The following is a 22,203-nucleotide window of genomic DNA, read 5'->3' as shown; positions in this document are numbered from 1 at the left end:
TGTCCGACTGACTTATCAGTCGGTACTGTCGTCCTGCAGGTCTTCAGTGTCTTCTTCCTCATCCGGTGCCGGCAGGCTGCGGCGAGCCTTGGCACCCAGATCTTTCAACTGATGGGCCTGGCGAAGCAGGTTGCCATTACCGCTGGTAAGACGCTTGCGGGTCTGCTCCCAGGACGATGTTGCCTTGGCCAGCTTGTCACCCACGTCTTCCAGGGATTCCGTGACCAACGACACCTGATCACAGATTTTGCCGGCACGGGCGGCGATATCCAGGGCATTGCGGTTCTGGTACTCGTAGCGCCAGATGTTCTGGATGGTGCGCAACGTGACCAGCAAGGTGGTTGGGCTGACCAACACGATGTTGCGGGCAAAGGCATCGGTATAGAGGCTGGAGTCCTGCTCCATGGCCACCATGAAGGCGCCTTCGATGGGAATGAAAAGCAGCACGAAGTCCAGGCTGCGAATCCCTTCCAGGCCACTGTAATCCTTGATGTCCAGGCCCTTGATATGACTGCGCAGGGACATCAGGTGATCGCGCAGGGCCTGCTCCCGCTCTTCGCTGGTGGACGCCGATGACAGGCGCTCATAGGCCACCAGAGACACCTTGGCATCGATCACCACGTCCTTGTTCTCGGGCAAATGAACAATGGCATCAGGCAGGCGTCGCTGGCCGCTTTCGTCTTTCAGGGTGACCTGGGTTTCATACTCGCGCCCACGGGTCAGCCCGGAGGATTCCAGCACCCGCTCGAGGATCATTTCCCCCCAGTTACCCTGGGTTTTCACCTGCCCTTTAAGGGCATCGGTAAGGTTACGGGCATCCTCGTGCATCTGCTGGTTAAGGCTGCGCAACTGGCCCAGCTGCTCGATCAGGGAAGCCTGGGCCCGGGTCTCGTCACTGTGGATCTGATCGACCCTGCGGCGGAAGTCCGCCAGTTGCTCGCGGAACGGCTTGAGCATGCCGTCCAGCCCTTGCTGTTGCTGTTCCTGCAGCTGCTTGCCCCGCTGCTCGAAAATCCGTGCGGACAGGTTTTCGAATTCCTGCTTGAGCTGTTCACGGCTCTTCTCGGCAAAGGTCAGTTTCTCTTCCTGGCCGGCCAACCGCTCTTCCAGCCGTGCCTTGTCCGAGGCCAGCTGCTGCAAACGGGACTCACTGTCCTGCAAACGGCGCTGGCTGGTTTCAAGCTGCTCTCGCAGCAGCGGCACCTGGGCCAGCGGCTCAGACAGAGCCTGCTTCTGGGCCACCAGCTCCGCTTCCCGTCCAGTGCTACGACGACGCTCGAATAACAGCACCAACAGCGCCGCAAAGACTGCACCACCAAGGACAGCCAGCCCCAGCATCAAATTCGGATTCATGGTTGCGCCTTGTTGAAGAGGGTAAAGAAATTGTCGCGGGTAATGCGCGCCAGTTCAGCGACCTCAACCCCCTTTAGCTCCGCCACACATTCAGCCACCTGGGCCACATAGCGAGGCTCATTGGGCTTGCCCCGGAACGGTACCGGCGCCAACCAGGGGGAATCGGTTTCGATCAGCAGCCGTTCCAGTGGCAGAGCCTTGACGGTGTCACGCAGGGTTTGCGCATTGCGGAACGTGATAATGCCGGAGATGGAAATATAGAACCCCATATCGATGGCCTGCTGCGCCATGTCCAGGTCTTCGGTAAAGCAATGCAGTACGCCACGCACCTGCCCCTGACCATGCTCTCTGAGCAACGCCAACGTATCGTCCTTGGCACCACGGGTATGGATCACCAACGGCAGCCCGGTCTCTCGGGCTGCATGGATATGGGCAATGAAATATCGCTGCTGCCACTCCCGCTGCTCTTTGGCGTAGAAGTAATCCAGCCCGGTCTCGCCAATGGCGACCACTTTCGGGTGCGATGCCCTTTCTACCAACTCACTGACCTGGGGTTCGCGGGATTCCTTGTAGAGCGGATGTACGCCGACACTGGCATAAACATGGTCATGCTGCTCGGCCAGTGCCTGCACATCGGGAAAGGTTTCCAGGTCCACGCCAATGCACAGCATGTGGCTCACGCCTGCCTCGGCGGTGGCGGCCATCATGGCATCAAAGTCCCCGTTATGGGCGTCCAGATTGAGGCGATCCAGGTGGCAGTGGGAATCCACAAAAGCGACGTCAGACATTCAATGCTCCAGCATGACAAACGCGGGCATTGTAGCAGGCATCACGGTGGATGTTTTACCACAGAGGGCACAGAGCTCACTGAGTAAAAGCACTAGGACCGGAAAGATTCTGTCGTGCAATCCCACGCCGTCAGCTTCCACCGCCACAGATCATAACGACCAAGAAAATGCTTCTTCCTCAGTGAGCTCTGTGGCCTCTGTGGTAAAAGCCTGTCACATGGTATGGGTAGGACGATCGGATTCCAGGGAACCGGCCAGATGGTTTTCGATGGTGACCCGGGCAGTGTCGTCCTGGTCGGAGAACTGCACGCCGATTCCGGCACTGCGATTGCCCTGGGCCCCTTTCGGGGTGATCCAGACCACCTTGCCGGCCACCGGGATCTTGTCGGATTCATCCATGATGTTGAGCAACAGGAAGATTTCCTCGCCCAGCTTGTATTGCTTGTCGGTGGGAATGAACAGGCCGCCATTGGTGATGAAGGGCATGTAAGCGGAATAGAGTACCGCCTTGTCCTTGATGGAAAGCGACAGGATGCCGCTGCGGCCGCCGGGCATTTTCATAGGGGAGAGCCTCGTGTGACATACCGGCTTGTCCCCATGCCCGTCAGCGCATGGCACAGCCAGTAAGACTTTATTATTAATAGCGTAAAGATTAGTGGGCTGCCGCCGCAGCGTCAACGCCCACCAGCACCAGCAGCCACTGTTCGTAGAGCAGATCCTTGTTGGGGTTGGCACCGGACATCAATGCCCGTCGCCCTTCCAGTACCCGCTGGGCAGCGCGCAGCAGGCGCGCCGGCGGCACGGCACGGGACAGTCGGGTCAGCAAGGGCGCCAGTGATGCATCGGCGCTTTGCTGTCCGGAATAGGCCTGATTGAGGCAGCGGGACAACCAGCCATAGATCACCCCGGCCATTTCCGTGGGATCATGCTTTGACAGCATGGGGGACGCCTGAGCAACCGATTGACGCCCTTCCGCCACCGACACCAGCACCTCCAGCAAACGGGCTCGATCGGCAAACCACTCCGCCTGCTCCAGGTCCAGGGCTCGCAGAGGCGCCCCCTGAGCCGCATCCAGCAACGAGCGGGCACTCTCCCCTACCTGGCCCTGTAACCACTCCAGAGCCTGCTCCTGGGGCGGCAGAGGCAGAATTCGCTGCTGACAGCGGCTGCGAATCGTCGGCAGCAACAGGGTCGGCTGATCGCAGACCAGCAACAGCAACGTCTGCCCACCGGGTTCTTCCAGGGTCTTGAGCAGAGCATTCTGGGCGTTGCGGTTGAGCGCTTCCGCTGGCGCGACAATCGCCACGCGGTAGCCGCTGTACTGGGCAGTACGGGTGGCGAAGCCCACCAGCTTGCGCACCTGATCGATCTTGATGGCCCGACTCTTGTCTTCCGGGCTGAGCCGGTGCAGATCCGGGTGGGTGCCTGCGGTACTCAACTGGCAGCCCTGACACTGACCACAGGGCAGACCACCGGCAGGTTTGTCACACAGCAATGTCTGCGCCAGTGACTCTGCCAGCCGCAGCTTGCCGATCCCTTTCGCGCCAGTGATCAGCAACGCATGGGGAAGGCGCCCCTGCTGATGCTGATCAAACAGCTGGGCCATAGTGTCCTGATGCCAGGGACACGGTACCTGGATACGTGCGCGCTCTACGACCATGTGAGCATTTCCTCCAGCAGTGGCTGTAGCTGGGCACGGACCTGCTCCAGATCGCATGAGGCATCCAGCACCCGAAAGCGGCCCGGTTCGTTGCCGGCCCGCTGCTGATAACACTGGCGAATCCGCTCGAAGAACGCCCGGTCTTCCTGCTCAATGCGGTCCAGCGCCGCCCGTTTGCCGGCACGGGCCATGCCCACGTCCACCGGCACATCAAACAGCAACGTCATGTCGGGCTGGGTATCGCGAACCACCAGTTGCTCCAGACGGGCAATGGCGTCGCGATTGAGGCCTCGCCCTGCCCCCTGATAGGCCCAGGTGGCATCCACAAACCGGTCACTGAGCACCCAGTCGCCACGCTCCAGAGCCGGACGAATCTTTTCTGCCAGGTGCTGGGCCCGGGCCGCGAACACCAGCAGCAACTCGGTATCATCCGCCATTTTTTCATCGCTGGGCGCCAGCAGGACATTGCGAATGGATTCCGCCAGCGGCGTACCGCCCGGTTCACGGGTTACCAGCACGGTCTTGCCTGCCTCGCGCAAGCGGGTGGCAAGCCAGTCCAGGTTGCTGCTCTTGCCGGCGCCCTCGCCCCCTTCCAGGGTGATGAAACGGCCCCTCACTGTGAGCCCCCCGGCGAGGAGCGATACCCCTCGCGACGGCGTAACTGATAGTCACGAACGGCCTTGCGGTGTTGTGCCAGGGTTTTGGAGAAGTAATGACTGCCATCGCCCCGGGCAACAAAAAACAGGGACTCGGTTTCCGCCGGATTGACCGCCGCCTGAATCGCTTCACGCCCGGGCATGGCGATGGGGGTGGGAGGCAACCCGGAGATCGTATAGGTGTTGTAGGGGGTCGGTCGGCGCAGATCGGAACGGCGAATATTGCCATCATAGGCCTCGCCCATACCGTAGATCACGGTGGGATCGGTCTGCAGTCGCATACCTTTGCGCAAGCGGTTGGTAAAGACGCCGGCAATTTCCGGGCGCTCGTCCGGTACCCCGGTTTCCTTTTCAATGATGGAAGCCAGGATCAGCGCTTCATAAGGGCTATCAATGGGCAGGTCATCCGCTTTCTGTGACCAGGCCTCTTCCAGCAAGGCTTCCTGCCGTTCCAGCGCCCGGCGCAGGATGGTCAAGTCAGAGGTGCCACGGGTATAAAAGTAGGTTTCCGGCGCAAACCAGCCTTCCGGATGCAGGTCCGGGCGGCCCAGCTTTTCCATGATCTGGTCATCGGTGAGACTGTCCAGGCTATGGCTCAAGGTCTCCTGAGCCGCCAACCGCAGGCGCAGCTCACGGAAGTTCCAGCCTTCCACCAGCGTCAGGCTGCGCTGAATCACTTCACCACGATCCATTTTTTCCAGCAGGCTGAGCAGGGAGTCACCGGGCCGCAAGCGATACTCGCCCACATGCATGCGCCCGTCCATATCCGTCAGGCTGCTATAGAGCCGCGCCCCTACACGGCGAAAATCCGCCTGATAGCCTTCGCCCAGCAAGCCGCGTTTTTTCAGCGCATGCAGTACCTGACTCAACCCAGCACCACGGGGAACCTCAACCACACTGGGCTCTGTCAGCGGCAAGGGCTGGTGCAAGTAGCTGCTGACCCAGGCCGTCACCAAAGGAATGGCGACCACCAGCAACACCACCAGGAGTCCGAAAATTCGAATTTTTTTACGCATGAGAGAAATTGTAGGGCCTGTGTTGCGGAATGAAATAAATACTTTTCCAGAGCAGAACGATCACCCAGCGGGCGCGTGAGTCAGGGGAAAAACTCCACCTCTCAAGGCGCCAATCACCGGGTAGCTCAGGGATCCTGATGTCTCAGGCAGGTTGGCAGCGGTGTTACCGTGGCAGAAAAAGGGCATCCACAGAGTGCTGCAATTGCAGCACTGAATCCAGCACCGGCCACTGCCATTGCGCCAGTTTACGCACCGGGAGCACGCCGACAACACTGTTACACAAAAACAGCCCCTGAGCGTCAACAAGCTGTGACAGCGGCCGCAGATCGCAGACCACCCTCTCCCCTTGCTCCGTCAAGTGCTCATCAAGCCACTCACGCATCACCCCCGCCACGCCCGCCCGGGCCGCCTGCAGGTCCGGCGTCCACCAATAGCCATCAAACCGGGCGAACAGGTTCATCGAGGTGGCTTCCAGCGGTTGGCGACGGGGACTGAGCAACAGCCCTTCGTGCCAACCCTGGCGAGCCACTTCGCGGCGAGCCTGTACCTGGGGAAGACGATTGAGGTGCTTGAGCCCGGCCAGGGCCTCCGGGTGCAATGGCTCACCACACAGGCCCAGCACAATGCCCTGCTCACGCAGCGGGTGAGACCAGGCTGGCAGCGGACCGGCCTGCCATAACAACGTTGGCTGTGGGTTCGAGGGAGGCAGATAACCGCGCCCCCCCGGCCCCCGGGTCAAGGTCAGCTTGACTACACCGGGCTTTCCGCCCAGAGCGGCAACCCCTGCTTCAACAGCAGACAGATAACGGGTTTGCGGCAGGGATGGCAGCCCCAACGCCTTGGCACCGCGCAGCAGACGCCGCAGATGCCAGGGCCAGAGCGGCACTGCGCCATCCGCCGTCACCCTCAGGGTTTCAAACAGCCCGTCGCCATAGGCCAGTCCGCGATCACGGGGGTCGACCATCACACCTTCTTGAACAGCAGGGTACCGTTGGTACCGCCGAAACCGAAGGAGTTGGACAGCGCATAGTCGATATTGCACTGCTGGGCGGTGTTTGCCACCAGATTCAGATCACACCCCTCATCGGGTTCATCCAAGTTGATGGTGGGCGGCGCAATGGAGTCACGAATGGCCAGAATGGAGAAGATCGCCTCTACCGCACCGGCCGCTCCCAGCAGGTGACCGATCATGGACTTGGTGGAGCTCACCGCCAGTGTCCCGGCATGCTCGCCAAACAGGGACTTGATGGCAGCAATTTCCGCCAGGTCGCCCATCTGTGTGGAGGTGCCGTGGGCATTGATGTAATCCACTTCGTCCGCGGCCACTCCCGCATTGCGCAGCGCATTTTCCATGGCTTTCATGGCACCCACACCACCCTCTGCTGGTGCGGTGATGTGATAGGCATCATCACTCATGCCGAAACCTGCCAGCTCGGCGTAGATGGTAGCGCCACGGGCCTTGGCGTGTTCGTACTCTTCCAGCACCACCGCACCGGCACCATCGGCCAGCACAAAGCCATCACGGCCCTTGTCCCAGGGGCGGCTGGCGCCCTGAGGGTCATCATTACGCGTCGACAGCGCTCGCGCTGCAGCAAAGCCGCCCATGCCCAGCGGCGTGGAGCCTTTCTCGGAGCCCCCCGCTACCATCACGTCTGCCTGACCCAGCATGATCTGCTGGGCGGCAAAACCGATGTTATGGGTACCCGTGGTACAGGCTGTGGTGATGGCAAAGTTGGGCCCCTTCATGCCGTACATGATGGCCAGATTACCCGCGATCATGTTGATGATGGTGCCAGGCACGAAGAACGGGGACAGCTTGCGCGGGCCGGAATCCAGCATCTTGCGGTGGTTGTCTTCAATATTGGTCAGGCCACCGATTCCCGATCCGAACGCCGCACCTACACGGTCGGCATCTTCCTTCTCCATATCCAGACCGGCATCGCGGATGGCCTGAATCGCCGCCACCAGACCATACTGGATGAAGACATCCATCTTGCGGGCATCTTTCGGAGACAGGTAGTCGGCGATGTCGAATTCCGGCACAAGGCCTGCGAAACGCGTGGCGAAGGATTCCGTATCGAAATGCTCGATGTTACGGATGCCGCTCTTACCTGCTTTGATACCTTCCCAAGTGGAAGCCACATCCGCACCCAGCGGGGTCAACATTCCCAGACCTGTAATCACTACTCGACGTGACGTCACCCGAATACCTCCCATCCTTTATTGTTGGGGCACTACGCACAAGATTACTACAAAGAATCCCGATGCTCGTCGCCGTTGTGTAAGCAAAAATCAACGTTCAGCCATGAATTAGCTCGAAGAACACCCTTCACTTTGGCCACTCATGATGGCAAAGCCAGTGTGACTTCAGCGGCAACAAAAAAGCCGCAAGTTCATAGAACCTTGCGGCTTTCCTGGTACTGCTTCAACAACTGAAATCAGCTGTGGGCTTTGATGTAATCCACAGCGGACTGAACGGTGTTGATTTTCTCCGCTTCTTCGTCCGGAATTTCAGTTTCGAATTCTTCTTCGAGGGCCATCACCAGCTCAACGGTGTCCAGGGAGTCGGCACCCAGATCTTCAACGAAGGACGCTTCTGGTTTTACGTCTTCCGGCTTAACACCCAGTTGTTCAACGATGATTTTGTTTACGCGATCTTCGATGCTGCTCATGATCCTATAACTCTCCTGATTAATGGTGTGCTAGCACCTGTCAGCGGCTATTCTAGGTGAACGCTGTTTGCGCTTGCAACCCAACTGAGCCAGTGCCGTTACCTGAAGTTTTTCCAAATATTTTCTTCTGTAAAAACAGCGTATTAGACCGCTTTTTCAGAAACCCTCCGGTGCCCGTTTTTTGAGCTACCCGGTAAACATGCCGCCATTGACATGTAAAGTGGTCCCGGTGACGTAGCCGCCACCGTCGCTGGCAAGCCAGCCAACTGCACTGGCAATTTCCCCAGGCTGACCCAAACGACCCAGCGGAATACCCGCCAGAAGCGCCTCTTTCTGCGCCTCGGGCAGGGCCTCCGTCATGTCCGTCTGAATAAAGCCCGGCGCCACGGAATTCACTGTGATGTTACGTGAGCCGAGCTCCCGCGCCAATGCACGGGTGAAACCTTCTACTCCACCCTTGGCAGCGGCATAGTTCGCCTGGCCCGCGTTCCCCATGGTACCGACCACGGAGCTGATATTGATAATGCGCCCCCAACGGGCCTTGGTCATGCCTTTCAGACAGGCCTTGCTGACCCGATAGAGGGAATTCAGGTTGGTGTTGATGACATCTTCCCACTCGTCATCTTTCATCCGCAGCATGATGTTATCGCGGGTAATCCCTGCGTTATTCACCAAGACCAACGGGGCACCGAACTCGTCATTGATGCTCTTCACCGTGCTGGCCACGGATTCCTTGTCGGTCACGTTCAGCACCTTGCCGGCACCGTTGGCACCCAGTGCATCACCGATAGCCGCAGCGCCTTTTTCCGAGGTGGCAGTGCCAACCACGAAAAAGCCATCTGCCACCAGCTGCTCGGCAATGGCACGACCGATACCGCGACTAGCACCGGTAACCAGCGCGACTTTCTTTTCTGACATCCTTATTCTCCCTTCAGAGCTGCCTCGAAGGCCTCTCCGGTTTCCAGCGGCCGGGCAGCGATGTCCCGGTCAATCCGTTTGATCAGACCACTGAGCACCTTGCCCGGCCCGCATTCGTATACGTGGCTGACACCCTGCTCTTTCAGGGCCTGAATGGTTTCCACCCAGCGCACCGGCGAATAGAGCTGGCGAATCAGCGCTTCGCGGATCTGCTCCGGCGCGGTTTCCATGGCCACATCCACATTATTGATGACCGGCATTTCCGCTGCATGAAAGCTGGTGGCCTTGAGAGTCTCTGCCAGTTGATCCGCTGCCGGCTTCATCAGCGCACAGTGGGAAGGTACGCTGACCGGCAAAGGCATGGCGCGTTTGGCGCCGGCTTCCTTACAGGCGGCGATGGCACGCTCCACCGCGGCGGCTGAACCGGCAATGACTACCTGGCCTGGGGCATTGAAGTTCACCGCTTCAACCACATCGCCATCGGCGGCCTGCTCACAGGCCGCGCGGACCTGATCATCATCCAGACCCAGCACGGCTGCCATCTTGCCCTCACCGGCGGCCACGGCCTGCTGCATCAGCTGTCCACGGGTACGCACCAGACGCACCGCATCGCCCAGGGTGACCACACCGGCACAGGTCAGGGCGGTGTATTCACCCAGGCTGTGGCCAGCCAGCAGATTGGGGCGCGGACCACCGCTCTGCTCCCACAGCCGCCACAGGGCAACACCTGCCGTCAGCAACAGGGGCTGGGTATTTTCAGTCTGGTTCAGAGCTTCCTGAGGACCATCCTGACAGAGGGCCCAGATATCCAGGCCGAGGGCGCCGGACGCTTCTTGAAAGGTCTGCCTTACCGCCGGACGGTCGGCAAAGTCAGCGAGCATGCCAAGGCTCTGGGAACCCTGACCGGGAAAAATAAAAGCAGTTTTGGACATTCACTATCCCCTTAACAATGCAGGTCGCAGTATGCCGGCTTTGCCACTGGCTGTCCGGCCCACCCTGCAACAAAGTATTAATGTACTGTTTCAGGCGTCCGCGCTGCTGCCCACTGGTGCCAGGGCATCGCGGATCAGTGCCGGCACATTGCGGCGAGCTTCCAGTTCGGCCACTTCCAGGGCACTGGCGAAGCCTTCCACCGTGGTACCGCCATGGCTTTTCACCACCACACCGCGCAGACCAACCAGGCTGGCGCCGTTGTATCGGTCCGGGTCCATGCGCGATTTCAGACCGCGAAATACCGGCAGGGCCAGCAAGGCGGACAGTTTGCGCAGCCAGGAACGTTCCGCCTCTTCACGGATCATGTTCTTGAGCATCTTGGCCACGCCTTCCATGGTCTTCAGCGACACATTGCCCACGAAGCCATCGCAGACCACCACATCCGCTTCACCGGCAAAGATGCCATCACCCTCGATAAAGCCGGCGTAGTTAATGTTCGGGGCATCACGCAGCAGGCCGGCGGCCTCCTTGATCTGCTCATTGCCCTTGATGTCTTCCTCACCGATGTTGAGCAGGGCCACCCGGGGGTGGCGCACGCCATCCACCGCATTGACCAGCGCCTGCCCCATCAGGGCAAACTGCAACAGGTGTTCGGGTTCGGAATCCACATTGGCGCCCAGGTCCAGCATATGGCAGTGGCCAGACACGGTGGGAATGGCGGTACAGATGGCAGGACGATCCACCCCGGGCAGGGTCTTGAGCACGAAGCGGCTCACCGCCATCAGGGCACCGGTATTACCGGCACTGACCGCTGCCTGAGCGCGCCCTTCCTTGACCATATTGATGGCCACACGCATGGAGGAGTCTTTCTTCTGGCGCATCGCTACAGCCACAGAATCATCCATGGCCACCAGTTCGCTGGCGGGCTGGACTGTGATGCGGGCATGGCCATCGAGACCAGCCTTCTTTATGGCGTCCGCCAGCGGTTCAGGCTGGCCGACGAGAATGATGTGCAGATGTTCCTGGCGGGAAAGCATTGTTGCCACGGCGGGCACTGTCACGGCAAGACCGTGATCTCCCCCCATGGCATCCACCGCCAACGTCACAACCGACATGGGCTGTTTCCTTGTTATCAATTCAGCGGCGGCTATTCTGACAAATTTCCGCCCATGGAAACATGGTGGCTATCATCCACTTACAAAAAATCCTCCCGGAGGAGGATTTTCTGGGTGCCTACTACAGGCACACAGCAAAACGGGAGCCCGAGGCTCCCGCGTCACTTATTCGTCGTCGGTCTCGACCTGACGAATCACCTGGCGGCCACGGTACATGCCATCAGGGGAAATGTGGTGACGACGGTGAACTTCACCGGTATTGGTATCTTCGGTCAGCGCGGCAGAAGTCAGCGCGTCGTGAGAACGGCGCATGCCGCGCTTGGAACGGGTTTTACGGTTCTTCTGAACAGCCATTTCGAACTCCTCGGGCGTTTATTCAGCCTGAATTTACTTGCCTTGACCTTTTAATTTGGCCAGAACGGCAAAAGGGTTATCCGCGTTTTCCTGTTTCTCAGGTTTACCGCTTTCGTGCGGTAACACTGTCGGGCAAGAGTCATGCAGTGCCACCAACGGCATGGCCAGCAACAGCTCTTCTTCAAGCAGGTCGGTGAGTACCATGGGATCATCACCCACTAGCCAGGGATCCAGTCGCTGCGGCAAGGCTTTCGCCTGATCCTCGTTCCGTACCAGCGCCACATCAATGGTCGCGTGCACGTCACAAACTACTGGCTCCAGGCAGCGCTGACACGGCAGCACCAATTGCGTGCTGACCTCGCCCTCGATACGCCGATGCCCCTCTTCATCACGACCGAACGCCAGCGAAATTACTACTGGCTGGTCCAGACTTTCGCGGTAATCCTGCAGGCGAGGCAGGTCACTAACGGTAAGCCGGCCCTCAACGACGCGACCCTGATCCGCATATTTGCGGGGATCGAGGAACTGTGGCAGTTGCCCTGAAAACATAAGCGCGCAATTCTAGGGCCGCAAGGCCCGCCTGTCAAAGTTAATGTGGCCAGCTAAATCGCTGACAGCAAAAGAGTTTTTCGTATCCAGGAAAAAGATTACCGGGCTGAGTGCATAAATCAGGCCGAACCCGCTCATTTTGGCAGCTTTATCTGCCCTCAACCCTTCTTCCATCAAGGGAAAATCACTACACTCTGCCGCGCCAGAAGCGGAGATAATCATGACTGACACCCCTGCCCTGTTACTTGCCTCGTCCTCGCCCTTCCGTCGCCAGTTATTGGACAAACTGGGGCTGGATTTTATCCATCAGAGTCCGGATATCGATGAATCCCGCCTGGCGGGCGAATCCCCGGTGGCACTGGTAATGCGCCTGGCCAGGGAAAAAGCCGCCGCTCTGGCCGACTCACACCCGGATACCCTGATCATCGGCTCTGACCAGGTGGCAGTGATTGGCGACCAGGTGCTGGGCAAGCCCGGCACCCGGGAAAAGGCCATTGAACAGCTCAGCGCCGCCAGCGGCCAGCGGGTGACATTCCTCACCGGCCTGTGCCTGCTCAATACTGCCACCGGGCGCACCCAGGTGGCCTGCGACCCCTTCCATGTGCAATTTCGCACTCTTCGTCCCGCGCAGATAGAACGCTATGTGGATGCAGAACAGCCGCTCAACTGCGCCGGCAGCTTCAAATCTGAAGGACTGGGTATTGTCCTGTTCAAGGCCCTGGAAGGCCGGGACCCCAATACCCTGGTGGGCCTGCCATTGATTCTGCTGACCGAGTTTCTGGCAGCGGAAGGAGTCGCCCTGCCCCTTTAAAGGCAGGAGCGCGAGCTCCGAGAGCGATGCCGCTTTTCGGAACTCGTTTTTCTAGCTTCTAGCTTCTAGCTTCTAAGCTCGCAGCTCGCAGCTAGTAGCTAGTAGCTAGTAGCTGTCATTATCTCAACGAATTTCCGGCGCTGCGGAAAGACCCAGCTTATTAGCCACGCCCTCACCGATGGACACACCAAAACGGCGAACAAACTCTTCGAAGGGCGAGCGACTGACGGTGTAGTTCACCATCTCTTCCAGGCCGACTACATCCCTGGCCACATTACCGGGGCTCTTCAGGCCATCCACCAGGCCCAGTTCCATGGCCTTCTCGCCGGTCCAGAACAGGCCAGAGAAGATTTCCGGATGGGTGTCCGCTTTCAGACGATCACCGCGACCGTTTTTTACGGCCGTAATAAACTGCTGGTGGATTTCATCCAGCATCACCTGCATGTGTTTACGGTCTTCCGGGCTGATCGGGGAAAAGGGATCCATCACCGCCTTGTTTTCACCAGCGGTGAGCACGCGACGCTCTACACCCAGTTTCTCAGCGGCTTCCTCAAAACCGAAGCCGGCCATGATCACGCCGATGGACCCAACGATGCTGGCCGGGTCCGCGTAGATTTCATCAGCGGCTGAGGCGATATAGTAGGCGCCAGACGCCCCCAGATCGGTGATCGCAGCGTAGACCTTTTTCTCGGGATATTCGGCGCGCAGGCGTTTAATCGCGTTGTACACCTGATTGGACTGCACCGGGGAGCCACCCGGGCTATTGATTTTGAGAACAATCGCCTTGGTATTTTCCGCTTCGAAAGCCCGCGTCAGCCCGGTAACAATCATATCCGCACTGGCATCCTGATCCGGCGCGATCACACCGGAGACCGTCACGAAGCCCACATGCTCTTCAGTGACCTTCATGGTCTCTCCCGCCTTGCCCGGCAGCATGATAAATAGCAACACGAACAGGTAAACGAAGGTCAGAATCTTGAAGAAAATCCCCCAGCGACGGGATTTACGGTGTTCTTCCTGGGCCTGACCCAGCAGCTTCTCGATGAGTTTCCACTCACGCTCGTTCCCGGGACGGGATGAAGGGGGCTGATTTTCCATTTACAGACTCTCCGTAACCAGTTCAGTCGCTGCCAGCCCTAGCACTGGCAGCAGATGATGCAATCTATCAATGACAGCCAGAGGCTCACAAGGCAACAGTTTCTCTACCGGATGAGCGCCATAACTGACTGCCACACGGTCAACACCGGCGGCTCTGGCCATATCCAGATCAAAGGTGGTATCGCCGACGACAATGGCTCTTTGCGCTGGCACCGCCATCTCCTCAAGCAGCTCCAGCACCATGGCCGGGTGCGGCTTGGAGTGGCTCTCGTCGGCACAACGGGAGGCGTCAAAATAGCGATCAAGTCCGGTGTTGCCCCATACCCGTTGCAAGCCCTTGCGGCTCTTCCCCGTGGCCACCGCCAGCTTCATGCCCGCTTCCCGTAGTCCAGTCAGCAACGATTCGGCCCCCGGATAAAGTGCGCTGGGAGTGACTTCCGCCGCAATAAAGTGAAAGGCATAACGTTCGCGCATGGATTCGACACCCACACCGTCCAGTACCGGGTAAAGGGACCCAATGGCCTCCGGTAACCCCAAACCGATAATGCCGCGCACGGTTTCATCGGGCAATGAAGGCAGCCCCAGATCCACCGCCGCCAGCTGCATGCAGCTGACAATACGCCCGGTGGAGTCCATCACGGTGCCATCCCAATCAAAAATCACCAGATCGTAGTTCACCGGGCACCCCGCAGCGTCTTCAGGATGGCCTCGAAATCCTCATCCAGCGGCGCGGTGATGGTCAGCTTCTTGCCGGTATTGGGATGGGGAAAGACCAGAGTCCGGGCGTGCAGACACAGACGCTTGTGACCAATGCTGGCGAGTAACGCGGCCCCCTTGTCGGTGCCGTATTTATCGTCCCCGAGCAACGGAAAACCGCCAAACTGACTGTGAACGCGAATCTGATGGGTGCGGCCGGTTTCCAGGGTCGCCTCCACCAGCTGCACATCCGCCAGCCGCTCCAGCATGCGAAAATGGGTGACCGACGCCTTGCCCTCGCGGGACACCCGGACAATCCGCTCGTTGCCGTTCTGCATTTTCAGCAGTGGCGCGTCCATGGTGCGCTCTTTGCCCTTGAAGCCCTGACAGAGCAACCAGTAGCGCTTCTCTACCTCTCCTGCCTGCATCAGTCGCTGCATCTTGCGCAGGAAGGCACGCTTGCGAGCCACCATGATCAATCCACTGGTATCGCGGTCCAGCCGGTGGACCAGCTCCATCTCCTTTTCCGCCGGATGAATCACCCGCAGGGCCTCAATCAACCCCAGGCTTACTCCGCTGCCACCGTGCACCGCCAGACCGGCGGGCTTGTTGAAGATGAAAAGCTGATCATCCTCATAGATACAGGCCCGGCTGAGGCGCTCGGTGAGACCACTGCTGACCACCGGCGGGGCCTCGGATTCGCTGGTGCGGATTGGTGGAATACGCACCACATCTCCGGTGGCGAGCCGGGTGGTCTGCCGGGCGCGCCCTTTGTTCACCCGCACTTCCCCGGAACGAATGATCCGGTAGACACGGGATTTGGGCACCCCTTTGAGATGGGTGAAGAGAAAATTGTCCAGGCGTTGACCATGCCGGCCTTCGTCGATGGTCACGAAGCTGACACGGTCCGCTGCGGGGGTCTCGTCTGACATGGCGGCGATTCTATAGAAAAGCAGTTAATAGTGAACCGTTAACAGTGAATAGTTCCGCGCAAAAGTGCGTTCCCACCTAAAATGCCGCCAGCCCACGCCCAACTCACAAGCGCGGGCGCATGCCTATCAACAACACAGAATCGATACCGCGAAGCTATTAACTGTTAACTATTAACTATTCACTGCACTGTTCCTATCTGATTGATCCCCCTTGTCTTTTGCTGCTATAGTCAAGCGTCGACCTGAATATAGGCGACGGCGACGCGCAGCGAACATTCGCCGTCTGGCCCACTCCGGCATAGCCGAGAAGACAGAGCCCGCCTCAGGTCTACAATAAAGCGTTATCGCCCATTCGCAGATTGCAGTGTGGGCAAACGCTGCAGATGAACCCGTTTAAACAGCGTCCGATGACGGACCCTGAACATTAACGATGGTGGCTGCAGCGCCGGTCAAACGACCTGGAAAACAGACAGACAAGAGTTTACACATTGCTGTGTGACGACAAACCACGGCAATCGCGTGAAGCATTACAGGCTGGCCTATTGCCAGTACGATTACGCACTAAACATTGCACACAACTCGGAGAGCCGCTGACTCAGGCACTATAATCACCCAGGAAAGCGATTAAACACGCCCCGCGTGCGCCCTGCCCGTGACAAGCCTGCCAGCACTCCCCCTGGTCTGCTACCGGTTACATTCCGGCCCTGCCTCATGCCACCACAAACTTGTGGTAGCACCATGAAACGTATGCTTATTAACGCCACTCACCCTGAAGAGGTTCGGGTGGCACTGGTCGACGGCCAACGGCTGTATGACCTGGATATCGAACACAGAACCCGTGAACAGAAAAAAGCCAACATCTATAAAGGCAAGATCACCCGGGTGGAACCGTCCCTGGAAGCCGCGTTTGTAGACTTCGGCGCTGAGCGTCACGGCTTTCTTCCCCTCAAGGAAATTTCCCGCCAGTACTTCCAGAAAGACCCGAAAGACATCCAGGGTCGCATCAACATCAAGGAAGTGATCAAGGAAGGTCAGGAAGTCATCATCCAGGTGGCCAAGGAAGAGCGTGGTAACAAAGGCGCCGCCCTCACCACCTTCATCAGCCTGGCCGGTCGTTATCTGGTATTGATGCCCAACAACCCCCGTGCCGGTGGCATTTCCCGTCGCATTGAGGGCGAAGAACGCCAGCAGCTCAAGGAAGCCCTGGGCGCGCTGACCATCCCCGATGAAATGGGTGTGATCGTGCGTACCGCCGGGCTGGGCCGCAGCGCCGAGGAACTGCAGTGGGATCTTAACTACCTGCTCAAGCTGTGGAATTCCATTGACGATGCCTCCCAGGATCGCAAGGCACCCTTCCTGATCTATCAGGAATCCAACGTTATCATCCGTGCCATCCGCGACTACCTGCGCAAGGACATCGGCGAAGTCCTGATCGACTCCAAAAAAGTCTACGACGAAGCCCAGGGCTTCGTGCAGCAGGTGATGCAGGACTTCCAGCACAAGATCAAACTGTACAGCGACGAAACCCCGCTGTTCTCACGCTTCCAGATCGAATCCCAGATTGAGACCGCCTTTGAGCGTGAAGTGAAGCTGCCTTCCGGTGGCTCCATTGTTATCGACCCCACCGAAGCGCTGGTGTCCATCGACATCAACTCCTCCCGGGCCACCAAGGGCGCGGACATCGAGGAAACCGCCCTGAACACCAACCTGGAAGCGGCAGATGAAATCGCCCGCCAGTTGCGGTTGCGCGATATCGGCGGCCTGATCGTAGTGGACTTCATCGACATGGGTCCGGCCCGCAACCAGCGGGACGTGGAAAATCGCATGCGCGATGCCCTGGAGGCCGACCGCGCCCGCATCCAGCTGGGTCGCATTTCCCGCTTCGGTCTGCTCGAGCTGTCCCGTCAGCGGCTGCGCCCGAGCCTGGGGGAAACCTCCAGCATTGTCTGCCCGCGCTGTAACGGTCAGGGCCACATTCGTGATGTGAAATCCCTGGCTCTGAGCATCCTGCGCCTCATCGAAGAAGAGGTAATGAAAGAGCGCACTGGCGAGATCCAGGCCCAGGTGCCGGTGGCAGTCGCCACCTACCTGCTCAACGAAAAACGCGAGCCCCTGCGCGCCATCGAAGATGCGCACAATGTTCGCGTGGTCATCATCCCCAACCAGAATCTGGAAACCCCGCATTTCGAGGTAGAACGGATTCGTGATGATCAGACCATCGCCCAGCCCAGCCATGAACTGGAACTGCTGGAAGGGAACAAGGATGCGGATATCGCCTCCGCCCAGGACACCGAAATCAAGACCCAGGAGCCGGCCGTCAAACTGATGGCGCCGGACACCGCCCCGCCACCACCGAAACCGGCTCCGGCACCCGCGGCTACCACGACAGAAAACCTGGGCATCCTGGCCCGTTTCTTCACCTGGCTCGCGCAGATCTTTACCAGCGAGCCCAAGCAGCCCAAGGCCAAGAAACCCCAGCCCCAGGGCAAGAGTAGCCCGCGCCAGCAGAACACCCGCGGTGGTCGCGGTGGCAACAACCGCAACCGTAACGACAACCGTAACAAGCAGGATGCCAGCAAGAGTGGCGGCAAGGGTGGCGATAACGATAATCGCAACCCGCGCAACAAACGCCAGAACGACAAGGACGGTGGCAATCGCAAGAGCGACAACCGCCAGTCTGATAATCGTGGCGACAACCGTTCTGCAGAGCGCTCCGGCGACAACAAGGACGACAACCGCAACGAGCGTCGCGGCCGTAACGACAATCGTCGTAACCGCAACGACAACCGTGGCGGCGACAACCGTAACGACGGTCGTAACAATGAAGGCCGCAATGACGGTCGCAACGACAACAAGGGCGACAAGAGCGATGGCGGCAACAAGCCACGTAACAAGAAGCCCCAGCAGCAGGACATCACCGAAGGCAACAGCGACAGCAAGGGTCCCAAGGCGCCCCGTCGCAACGAGGCCAAGGATGACCGTCCGCTGCGCGAACGTCAGCGTCCAGCAAAATCCGCAGCCAATGGCGACAAGCCCGCTGGCGAGCAGAAGGCCCAGCCGGCCCGCAACGTAAAGCAGGACGACAAGCCGCAATCGACTCGCGCCCCTGCCCAGCCAACGGTGATGGACAACGAAGGCCACCCGCCGGCGAAGCTGGTTCCGGCACAGGAACCAACTGCTGGTGAGCAGCCTCAGGCAGCCACCAAGGTTGAGAAAACCGAGAAAGCTCAGACTGAAAGCGCTGCCAAGCCGGAACAGCCGCAAGAAACGGCCAAAGCCGAAACGGTAGAGAAAGACGCCAACGCGCAAACAGCAGAGCAGCCTGCCGCCCCGGCCCCGGTTGCGGAAAAGCCGCAAGCGCCGAAAGCAGAGCCGCAACCCGAGCAGCAGGTAAACGAAGAGCCGCCAGTAAAAGCTCAGGCGGAACCGCAAGCTGAAGCGCCCGAGAAGCGGGAAGAAAAACCGGCAGCGCCAGCGCCTGCTGCAGAGAAACCCGCCCAGGAAGCTGACGCTCACCAGGCCGAAACACCGAAAGCCGACGAGCCCAAAGCAGAGCAGCCCGCAGCTGCACCGCAACCGGCCGCAGCCAAGGCACCTGAGCAACCTGAGCCGCAGCAAACGCAGGACACGGCCAAGGCAAACACTCCAGCCGAGCCGTCAGCTGCACAAGCCCCTGCTCCGGCTAAAGCGGAAGACAAGCCTGCTGCCAGCGAACCAGTGGCAGAAGAAAGCGCCGCCGAGGAGGATGCCACGGTCAGAGCCAGCAATGATCCGCGTCAACCGGGCTACCAGCGCACCGCGCCGGCTCCCCGTGAAGCGGAACAGCCGAAAGAGGCCCCCAAGCCGGAAGCCAATGAGCTACCCAGCCGGGCCACCGAGGTGAAAGCGGTACGTGCCGAAGCCAAACCCGCCGCCGCAGAAATGGGCCGGGCCAGCAACGACCCGCGCCAGCGCCGCCGGCAGCAGCAGGCAGAAGCGGCAGCCGCCGCCAAAGCTGCAGAAGAGGACGCTTCCTCGGAATCCTGAGGCAAGCTGATACTTCGCCCATAAAAAAAGCCCCGCTCTTTAGCGGGGCTTTTTTTATGGGTACTGCTCCCAGCATCTTTCCAAGACGTAGGGTGCACTGAGCCTAAGGCGAACTGCACCAACCCGGCGTTTGAATGGTGCAGTTCGCTTTAGGCTCAGTGCACCCTACGCAATCTGTGACGGCAGGGAGGAATTCAGTATCTGACGTTCCGTTGCAGGAGGGAGCCTGCAGCCGAACCTTTCCCTGCAAGCAGCTGCTTCAGCGGCTTAGTTGCGCGCTTCTACGGTAGCAGGATCGGTTCCTGCTCCAAGTTGACACCAAAACGCTCCCACACATCCCGACGCACGGCAGACGCCAGTGCCAGCACATCCTCGCTGGTAGCGCCGCCATGATTGACCAGCACCAGGGCTTGCTCACTATGCATGCCCACGGGACCCAACCTGCGACCCTTCCAACCAGCCTGCTCGATCAGCCAGCCAGCGGCCAGCTTGATGCCCTCGGGCTGCTCGTAGCCCACCAGACCCGGAAAGCTCTTTTTCAGTTGCCCCGCCTTGTCGATACTCACCACCGGGTTCTTGAAAAAACTGCCGGCATTGGCCAGTACCGCGGGGTCGGGCAATTTGCTCTGGCGCACGGCAATCACCCGCTCTCGCACCACTGCCGGCAACACATCCTCCACGGGTAGATGGCCAAAGTGATCCTTGAGGGGGCCATAACTCACATTGCATGCCGGCACCTTGTTAAGGCGCAACTCGATACCGGTAATCACATAGCGGCCCCGGTCGCGGCTCTTGAAGCGGCTGTCCCGGTAAGCGAATTCACAGTCTCCAGCGGCAAAGTGCGTCACCCGGCCGGTGGCCACTTCCATTACCGTGACCTGTTCCAGCACCTGGGACAGCTCCACCCCATAGGCACCAATATTCTGGAATGGTGCCGCCCCGGCAGTGCCGGGAATCAGCGACAGGTTTTCCAGCCCCTGCCAGCCCTGCTCCACCGTCCAGGCCACCAGGTCATCCCAGTGCACCCCGGCCCCAGCGGCGACCCAGACGAACTGCGCGTCCTCTTTCACCCAGGCCATACCGTCCATGGCCGGACACAGCGTAAGACCGGGCAAATCGTCATTGATAACCAGATTGCTGCCCTCGCCGATCACCTGTAACGGCTCGGCCGGGTCACGCTCGGCCAGCACCTGTTCCAGGGCATCCAGGGTCGCCGGCCTGGCCAGTCGTCGGGCACGGGCAGGCAGGCGCAGGGTATTGAGTGCGCTCAGATCCGCATCCGCTTCCACTAACGGTGGCTGGGGCTGACTCATAGGCGCCCTCGCAGTGCATCCAGCAGTCCGTCGGCACCGCCTTCAATCAAATCCAGCACCCGGTCAAAGCCGTCCTCGCCCCCATAGTAGGGGTCCGGCACTTCACGCACTGACGCCCCGCTGGAGTAGTCCAGAAAGCGCCCCAGGGTCACGGTCACATCCGATGGCTGCATGGCCTGCAGGTCCGCCAGATTGGCATTGTCCATGGCCAGCACCACGTCGAACTCATAGAAATCCTGCGGGCTCACCTGACGGGCACGCAGGGCATCCATCTGGTAGCCCCGGCGGGCCGCCGCTTCCCGGGTACGAGGATCCGGGGCGCGACCGATATGCCAGTCTCCGGTGCCGGCGCTGTCGATACGGATTTGCTCTTCCAGGCCGGCGGCAATGACACGCTCACGAAAGACGGCTTCAGCGGTGGGCGAGCGGCAGATATTACCGAGACAGACAAAAAGCACAGAAACCGTCATGCCTGCCCTCCCAGCGCCGCGCGCAGACGTTCCAGATCCGCTTGCGTATCCACACCACCCGGTACGGCCTCAATGGCCGGTGCCACATGAATGGCAACACCATTGGCCATGGCCCGCAGCTGCTCCAGGGATTCCAGTTGTTCCAGTTTGGCCGGGGGCCACTGCACATACTGGTGCAAGAAAGACACCCGATAGGCATAGATGCCGATATGCCGCCACCATTGGCCGCCACTGATATCCCGGCCGCCTTCGGCAAAGGCATCGCGATGCCAGGGAATCGGCGCCCGGGAAAAATACAGCGCGCGACCATGGTCATCGAATACCACTTTCACCACGTTGGGATTGAACAGGTGGTCCGCGTCGTCGATGGGCTCGCAAAGCGTGGCCATCTGGCAGGAGGGATTGGCGGCCAGGTTGGCAGCCACCTGGTTAATCACCGACGGCGGGATCAGAGGCTCGTCACCCTGCACATTGACGATGATGTCATCGTCCGCGAGCTCCAGTTTGGCAGCCACTTCCTGCAGGCGGTCGGTGCCGGAGGGGTGATCCTCCCGGGTCATCACCACCGGCACCTGCCCCTCCAGCGCATCCGCTATGCGGCTATCATCGGTGGCGACATAGACCTGCCCCGCCTTACTTTGCTGGCACCGCTCGGCCACCCGTACCACCATGGGCTTGCCGGCAATATCGGCCAGCGGCTTGCCTGGCAAGCGGGTCGATGCATAACGGGCAGGCACCACCACATAAAAACTCATCAGAAAACCTCATTCAGTAAAGCTTCAAGCTACAAGCCGCAAGCTACAACGCGAACAAAAGGTTGTTGTTTCTGAAACGCATCAGCCG

At 59.6% G+C, this 22,203-nt stretch carries 23 protein-coding genes; 2 read left to right on the top strand and 21 right to left on the bottom strand.

The window, feature by feature from the left end:
* Window positions 1–15 precede the first annotated feature (15 nt).
* The 15 genes from rmuC to ACMG4N_RS09820 all read right to left on the bottom strand — a co-directional run bounded on the left by rmuC (window position 16) and on the right by ACMG4N_RS09820 (window position 12,236).
* On the bottom strand, window positions 16–1,353 hold the full coding sequence (rmuC, locus tag ACMG4N_RS09890; protein ID WP_414431482.1) for a DNA recombination protein RmuC: 1,338 nt from the start codon (window positions 1,351–1,353) through the stop codon (window positions 16–18).
* The gene (locus ACMG4N_RS09885) at window positions 1,350–2,141 is read right to left on the bottom strand and encodes a TatD family hydrolase (protein ID WP_290498116.1); all 792 of its coding nucleotides are present in this window, start codon (window positions 2,139–2,141) and stop codon (window positions 1,350–1,352) included. The genes rmuC and ACMG4N_RS09885 overlap by 4 nt, the downstream gene beginning before the upstream one ends.
* 213 nt (window positions 2,142–2,354) lie before the next feature.
* Window positions 2,355–2,702 carry a PilZ domain-containing protein gene (locus ACMG4N_RS09880; RefSeq protein ID WP_035247354.1) on the bottom strand — a complete coding sequence of 116 codons (348 nt, stop codon included), beginning with the start codon at window positions 2,700–2,702 and terminating at the stop codon, window positions 2,355–2,357.
* 91 nt (window positions 2,703–2,793) lie between these two features.
* Window positions 2,794–3,801, bottom strand: coding sequence for a DNA polymerase III subunit delta' (locus ACMG4N_RS09875; protein WP_414431480.1), 1,008 nt, complete (start codon window positions 3,799–3,801; stop codon window positions 2,794–2,796).
* A complete protein-coding gene (tmk, locus tag ACMG4N_RS09870) occupies window positions 3,792–4,418 on the bottom strand; it encodes a dTMP kinase (RefSeq protein WP_290498111.1) in 627 nt (208 codons plus the stop codon). Before tmk ends, ACMG4N_RS09875 begins: the two co-directional genes overlap by 10 nt.
* Window positions 4,415–5,473 carry an endolytic transglycosylase MltG gene (gene mltG / locus ACMG4N_RS09865; protein ID WP_414431478.1) on the bottom strand — a complete coding sequence of 353 codons (1,059 nt, stop codon included), beginning with the start codon at window positions 5,471–5,473 and terminating at the stop codon, window positions 4,415–4,417. Before mltG ends, tmk begins: the two co-directional genes overlap by 4 nt.
* Before the next feature lie 163 nt (window positions 5,474–5,636).
* Window positions 5,637–6,437, bottom strand: a complete 801-nt coding sequence (pabC, locus tag ACMG4N_RS09860; protein ID WP_414431476.1) for an aminodeoxychorismate lyase — start codon at window positions 6,435–6,437, stop codon at window positions 5,637–5,639.
* On the bottom strand, window positions 6,437–7,675 hold the full coding sequence (fabF, locus tag ACMG4N_RS09855) for a beta-ketoacyl-ACP synthase II (RefSeq protein ID WP_414431475.1): 1,239 nt from the start codon (window positions 7,673–7,675) through the stop codon (window positions 6,437–6,439). The genes pabC and fabF overlap by 1 nt, the downstream gene beginning before the upstream one ends.
* 236 nt (window positions 7,676–7,911) lie before the next feature.
* On the bottom strand, window positions 7,912–8,145 hold the full coding sequence (gene acpP, locus ACMG4N_RS09850; protein WP_035247337.1) for an acyl carrier protein: 234 nt from the start codon (window positions 8,143–8,145) through the stop codon (window positions 7,912–7,914).
* A gap of 186 nt (window positions 8,146–8,331) precedes the next feature.
* The gene (gene fabG / locus ACMG4N_RS09845; protein WP_035247334.1) at window positions 8,332–9,063 is read right to left on the bottom strand and encodes a 3-oxoacyl-ACP reductase FabG; all 732 of its coding nucleotides are present in this window, start codon (window positions 9,061–9,063) and stop codon (window positions 8,332–8,334) included.
* Between the two features lie 2 nt (window positions 9,064–9,065).
* A complete protein-coding gene (gene fabD / locus ACMG4N_RS09840) occupies window positions 9,066–9,995 on the bottom strand; it encodes an ACP S-malonyltransferase (protein WP_272963461.1) in 930 nt (309 codons plus the stop codon).
* Between the two features lie 90 nt (window positions 9,996–10,085).
* On the bottom strand, window positions 10,086–11,111 hold the full coding sequence (plsX, locus tag ACMG4N_RS09835) for a phosphate acyltransferase PlsX (RefSeq protein WP_272963460.1): 1,026 nt from the start codon (window positions 11,109–11,111) through the stop codon (window positions 10,086–10,088).
* A gap of 165 nt (window positions 11,112–11,276) precedes the next feature.
* Window positions 11,277–11,465: a 50S ribosomal protein L32 gene (gene rpmF, locus ACMG4N_RS09830; protein WP_035247326.1), complete on the bottom strand. Its 189-nt coding sequence runs from the start codon at window positions 11,463–11,465 to the stop codon at window positions 11,277–11,279.
* Between the two features lie 33 nt (window positions 11,466–11,498).
* Window positions 11,499–12,014, bottom strand: coding sequence for a YceD family protein (locus ACMG4N_RS09825; RefSeq protein ID WP_035247324.1), 516 nt, complete (start codon window positions 12,012–12,014; stop codon window positions 11,499–11,501).
* A gap of 12 nt (window positions 12,015–12,026) precedes the next feature.
* The gene (locus ACMG4N_RS09820; RefSeq protein WP_414431472.1) at window positions 12,027–12,236 is read right to left on the bottom strand and encodes a hypothetical protein; all 210 of its coding nucleotides are present in this window, start codon (window positions 12,234–12,236) and stop codon (window positions 12,027–12,029) included.
* Here ACMG4N_RS09820 and ACMG4N_RS09815 point away from each other — a divergent pair.
* Entirely contained in the window at window positions 12,235–12,825 is a 591-nt protein-coding gene (locus ACMG4N_RS09815; protein WP_414431471.1) for a Maf family protein, read from the top strand. The two genes, ACMG4N_RS09820 and ACMG4N_RS09815, sit on opposite strands and share 2 nt — an antisense overlap.
* A gap of 123 nt (window positions 12,826–12,948) precedes the next feature.
* On the opposite strand, the gene sppA is transcribed toward ACMG4N_RS09815, so the two are convergent.
* Genes sppA through ACMG4N_RS09800 form a run of 3 tightly spaced genes read right to left on the bottom strand, consistent with a single transcriptional unit; the run spans window position 12,949 to window position 15,551 of the window.
* Window positions 12,949–13,923 (bottom strand): signal peptide peptidase SppA, encoded by a 975-nt coding sequence (gene sppA / locus ACMG4N_RS09810; RefSeq protein WP_297762992.1) that lies wholly within the window; start codon window positions 13,921–13,923, stop codon window positions 12,949–12,951.
* Complete coding sequence (locus ACMG4N_RS09805; protein ID WP_414431470.1) at window positions 13,924–14,601, bottom strand: HAD family hydrolase; 678 nt, start codon at window positions 14,599–14,601, stop codon at window positions 13,924–13,926.
* Window positions 14,598–15,551: an RluA family pseudouridine synthase gene (locus ACMG4N_RS09800; RefSeq protein ID WP_297762986.1), complete on the bottom strand. Its 954-nt coding sequence runs from the start codon at window positions 15,549–15,551 to the stop codon at window positions 14,598–14,600. Before ACMG4N_RS09800 ends, ACMG4N_RS09805 begins: the two co-directional genes overlap by 4 nt.
* Window positions 15,552–16,289: 738 nt before the next feature.
* Here ACMG4N_RS09800 and rne point away from each other — a divergent pair.
* Window positions 16,290–19,577, top strand: a complete 3,288-nt coding sequence (gene rne, locus ACMG4N_RS09795) for a ribonuclease E (RefSeq protein WP_414431469.1) — start codon at window positions 16,290–16,292, stop codon at window positions 19,575–19,577.
* Between the two features lie 281 nt (window positions 19,578–19,858).
* On the opposite strand, the gene murB is transcribed toward rne, so the two are convergent.
* The 3 genes from murB to kdsB are packed head-to-tail and all read right to left on the bottom strand — an operon-like array spanning window position 19,859 to window position 22,115.
* Window positions 19,859–20,890 carry a UDP-N-acetylmuramate dehydrogenase gene (gene murB / locus ACMG4N_RS09790; RefSeq protein WP_414431467.1) on the bottom strand — a complete coding sequence of 344 codons (1,032 nt, stop codon included), beginning with the start codon at window positions 20,888–20,890 and terminating at the stop codon, window positions 19,859–19,861.
* Window positions 20,887–21,360 carry a low molecular weight protein-tyrosine-phosphatase gene (locus ACMG4N_RS09785; protein WP_414431466.1) on the bottom strand — a complete coding sequence of 158 codons (474 nt, stop codon included), beginning with the start codon at window positions 21,358–21,360 and terminating at the stop codon, window positions 20,887–20,889. The genes murB and ACMG4N_RS09785 overlap by 4 nt, the downstream gene beginning before the upstream one ends.
* Complete coding sequence (kdsB, locus tag ACMG4N_RS09780) at window positions 21,357–22,115, bottom strand: 3-deoxy-manno-octulosonate cytidylyltransferase (RefSeq protein WP_414431464.1); 759 nt, start codon at window positions 22,113–22,115, stop codon at window positions 21,357–21,359. Before kdsB ends, ACMG4N_RS09785 begins: the two co-directional genes overlap by 4 nt.
* Window positions 22,116–22,203 lie beyond the last annotated feature (88 nt).

The sequence above is a fragment of the Alcanivorax sp. IL2 genome, from assembly GCF_047495475.1.
In the GTDB taxonomy this organism is placed as follows: Bacteria; Pseudomonadota; Gammaproteobacteria; order Pseudomonadales; family Alcanivoracaceae; genus Alcanivorax.
The sequence above is the reverse complement of the archived record's forward strand: the minus strand, read 5'-3'. Positions and strand labels throughout refer to the sequence as shown.

What these genes read in the sequence shown, in the direction of transcription:
- rmuC (WP_414431482.1), bottom strand. Translation starts at nt 1,353, where the DNA reads ATGAATCCGAATTTGATGCTGGGGCTGGCTGTCCTTGGTGGTGCAGTC.
- ACMG4N_RS09885 (WP_290498116.1), bottom strand. Translation starts at nt 2,141, where the DNA reads ATGTCTGACGTCGCTTTTGTGGATTCCCACTGCCACCTGGATCGCCTC.
- ACMG4N_RS09880 (WP_035247354.1), bottom strand. Translation starts at nt 2,702, where the DNA reads ATGAAAATGCCCGGCGGCCGCAGCGGCATCCTGTCGCTTTCCATCAAG.
- ACMG4N_RS09875 (WP_414431480.1), bottom strand. Translation starts at nt 3,801, where the DNA reads ATGGTCGTAGAGCGCGCACGTATCCAGGTACCGTGTCCCTGGCATCAG.
- mltG (WP_414431478.1), bottom strand. Translation starts at nt 5,473, where the DNA reads ATGCGTAAAAAAATTCGAATTTTCGGACTCCTGGTGGTGTTGCTGGTG.
- pabC (WP_414431476.1), bottom strand. Translation starts at nt 6,437, where the DNA reads ATGGTCGACCCCCGTGATCGCGGACTGGCCTATGGCGACGGGCTGTTT.
- acpP (WP_035247337.1), bottom strand. Translation starts at nt 8,145, where the DNA reads ATGAGCAGCATCGAAGATCGCGTAAACAAAATCATCGTTGAACAACTG.
- fabG (WP_035247334.1), bottom strand. Translation starts at nt 9,063, where the DNA reads ATGTCAGAAAAGAAAGTCGCGCTGGTTACCGGTGCTAGTCGCGGTATC.
- fabD (WP_272963461.1), bottom strand. Translation starts at nt 9,995, where the DNA reads ATGTCCAAAACTGCTTTTATTTTTCCCGGTCAGGGTTCCCAGAGCCTT.
- plsX (WP_272963460.1), bottom strand. Translation starts at nt 11,111, where the DNA reads ATGTCGGTTGTGACGTTGGCGGTGGATGCCATGGGGGGAGATCACGGT.
- rpmF (WP_035247326.1), bottom strand. Translation starts at nt 11,465, where the DNA reads ATGGCTGTTCAGAAGAACCGTAAAACCCGTTCCAAGCGCGGCATGCGC.
- ACMG4N_RS09825 (WP_035247324.1), bottom strand. Translation starts at nt 12,014, where the DNA reads ATGTTTTCAGGGCAACTGCCACAGTTCCTCGATCCCCGCAAATATGCG.
- ACMG4N_RS09815 (WP_414431471.1), top strand. Translation starts at nt 12,235, where the DNA reads ATGACTGACACCCCTGCCCTGTTACTTGCCTCGTCCTCGCCCTTCCGT.
- ACMG4N_RS09820 (WP_414431472.1), bottom strand. Translation starts at nt 12,236, where the DNA reads ATGATTATCTCCGCTTCTGGCGCGGCAGAGTGTAGTGATTTTCCCTTG.
- sppA (WP_297762992.1), bottom strand. Translation starts at nt 13,923, where the DNA reads ATGGAAAATCAGCCCCCTTCATCCCGTCCCGGGAACGAGCGTGAGTGG.
- ACMG4N_RS09800 (WP_297762986.1), bottom strand. Translation starts at nt 15,551, where the DNA reads ATGTCAGACGAGACCCCCGCAGCGGACCGTGTCAGCTTCGTGACCATC.
- rne (WP_414431469.1), top strand. Translation starts at nt 16,290, where the DNA reads ATGAAACGTATGCTTATTAACGCCACTCACCCTGAAGAGGTTCGGGTG.
- murB (WP_414431467.1), bottom strand. Translation starts at nt 20,890, where the DNA reads ATGAGTCAGCCCCAGCCACCGTTAGTGGAAGCGGATGCGGATCTGAGC.
- ACMG4N_RS09785 (WP_414431466.1), bottom strand. Translation starts at nt 21,360, where the DNA reads ATGACGGTTTCTGTGCTTTTTGTCTGTCTCGGTAATATCTGCCGCTCG.
- kdsB (WP_414431464.1), bottom strand. Translation starts at nt 22,115, where the DNA reads ATGAGTTTTTATGTGGTGGTGCCTGCCCGTTATGCATCGACCCGCTTG.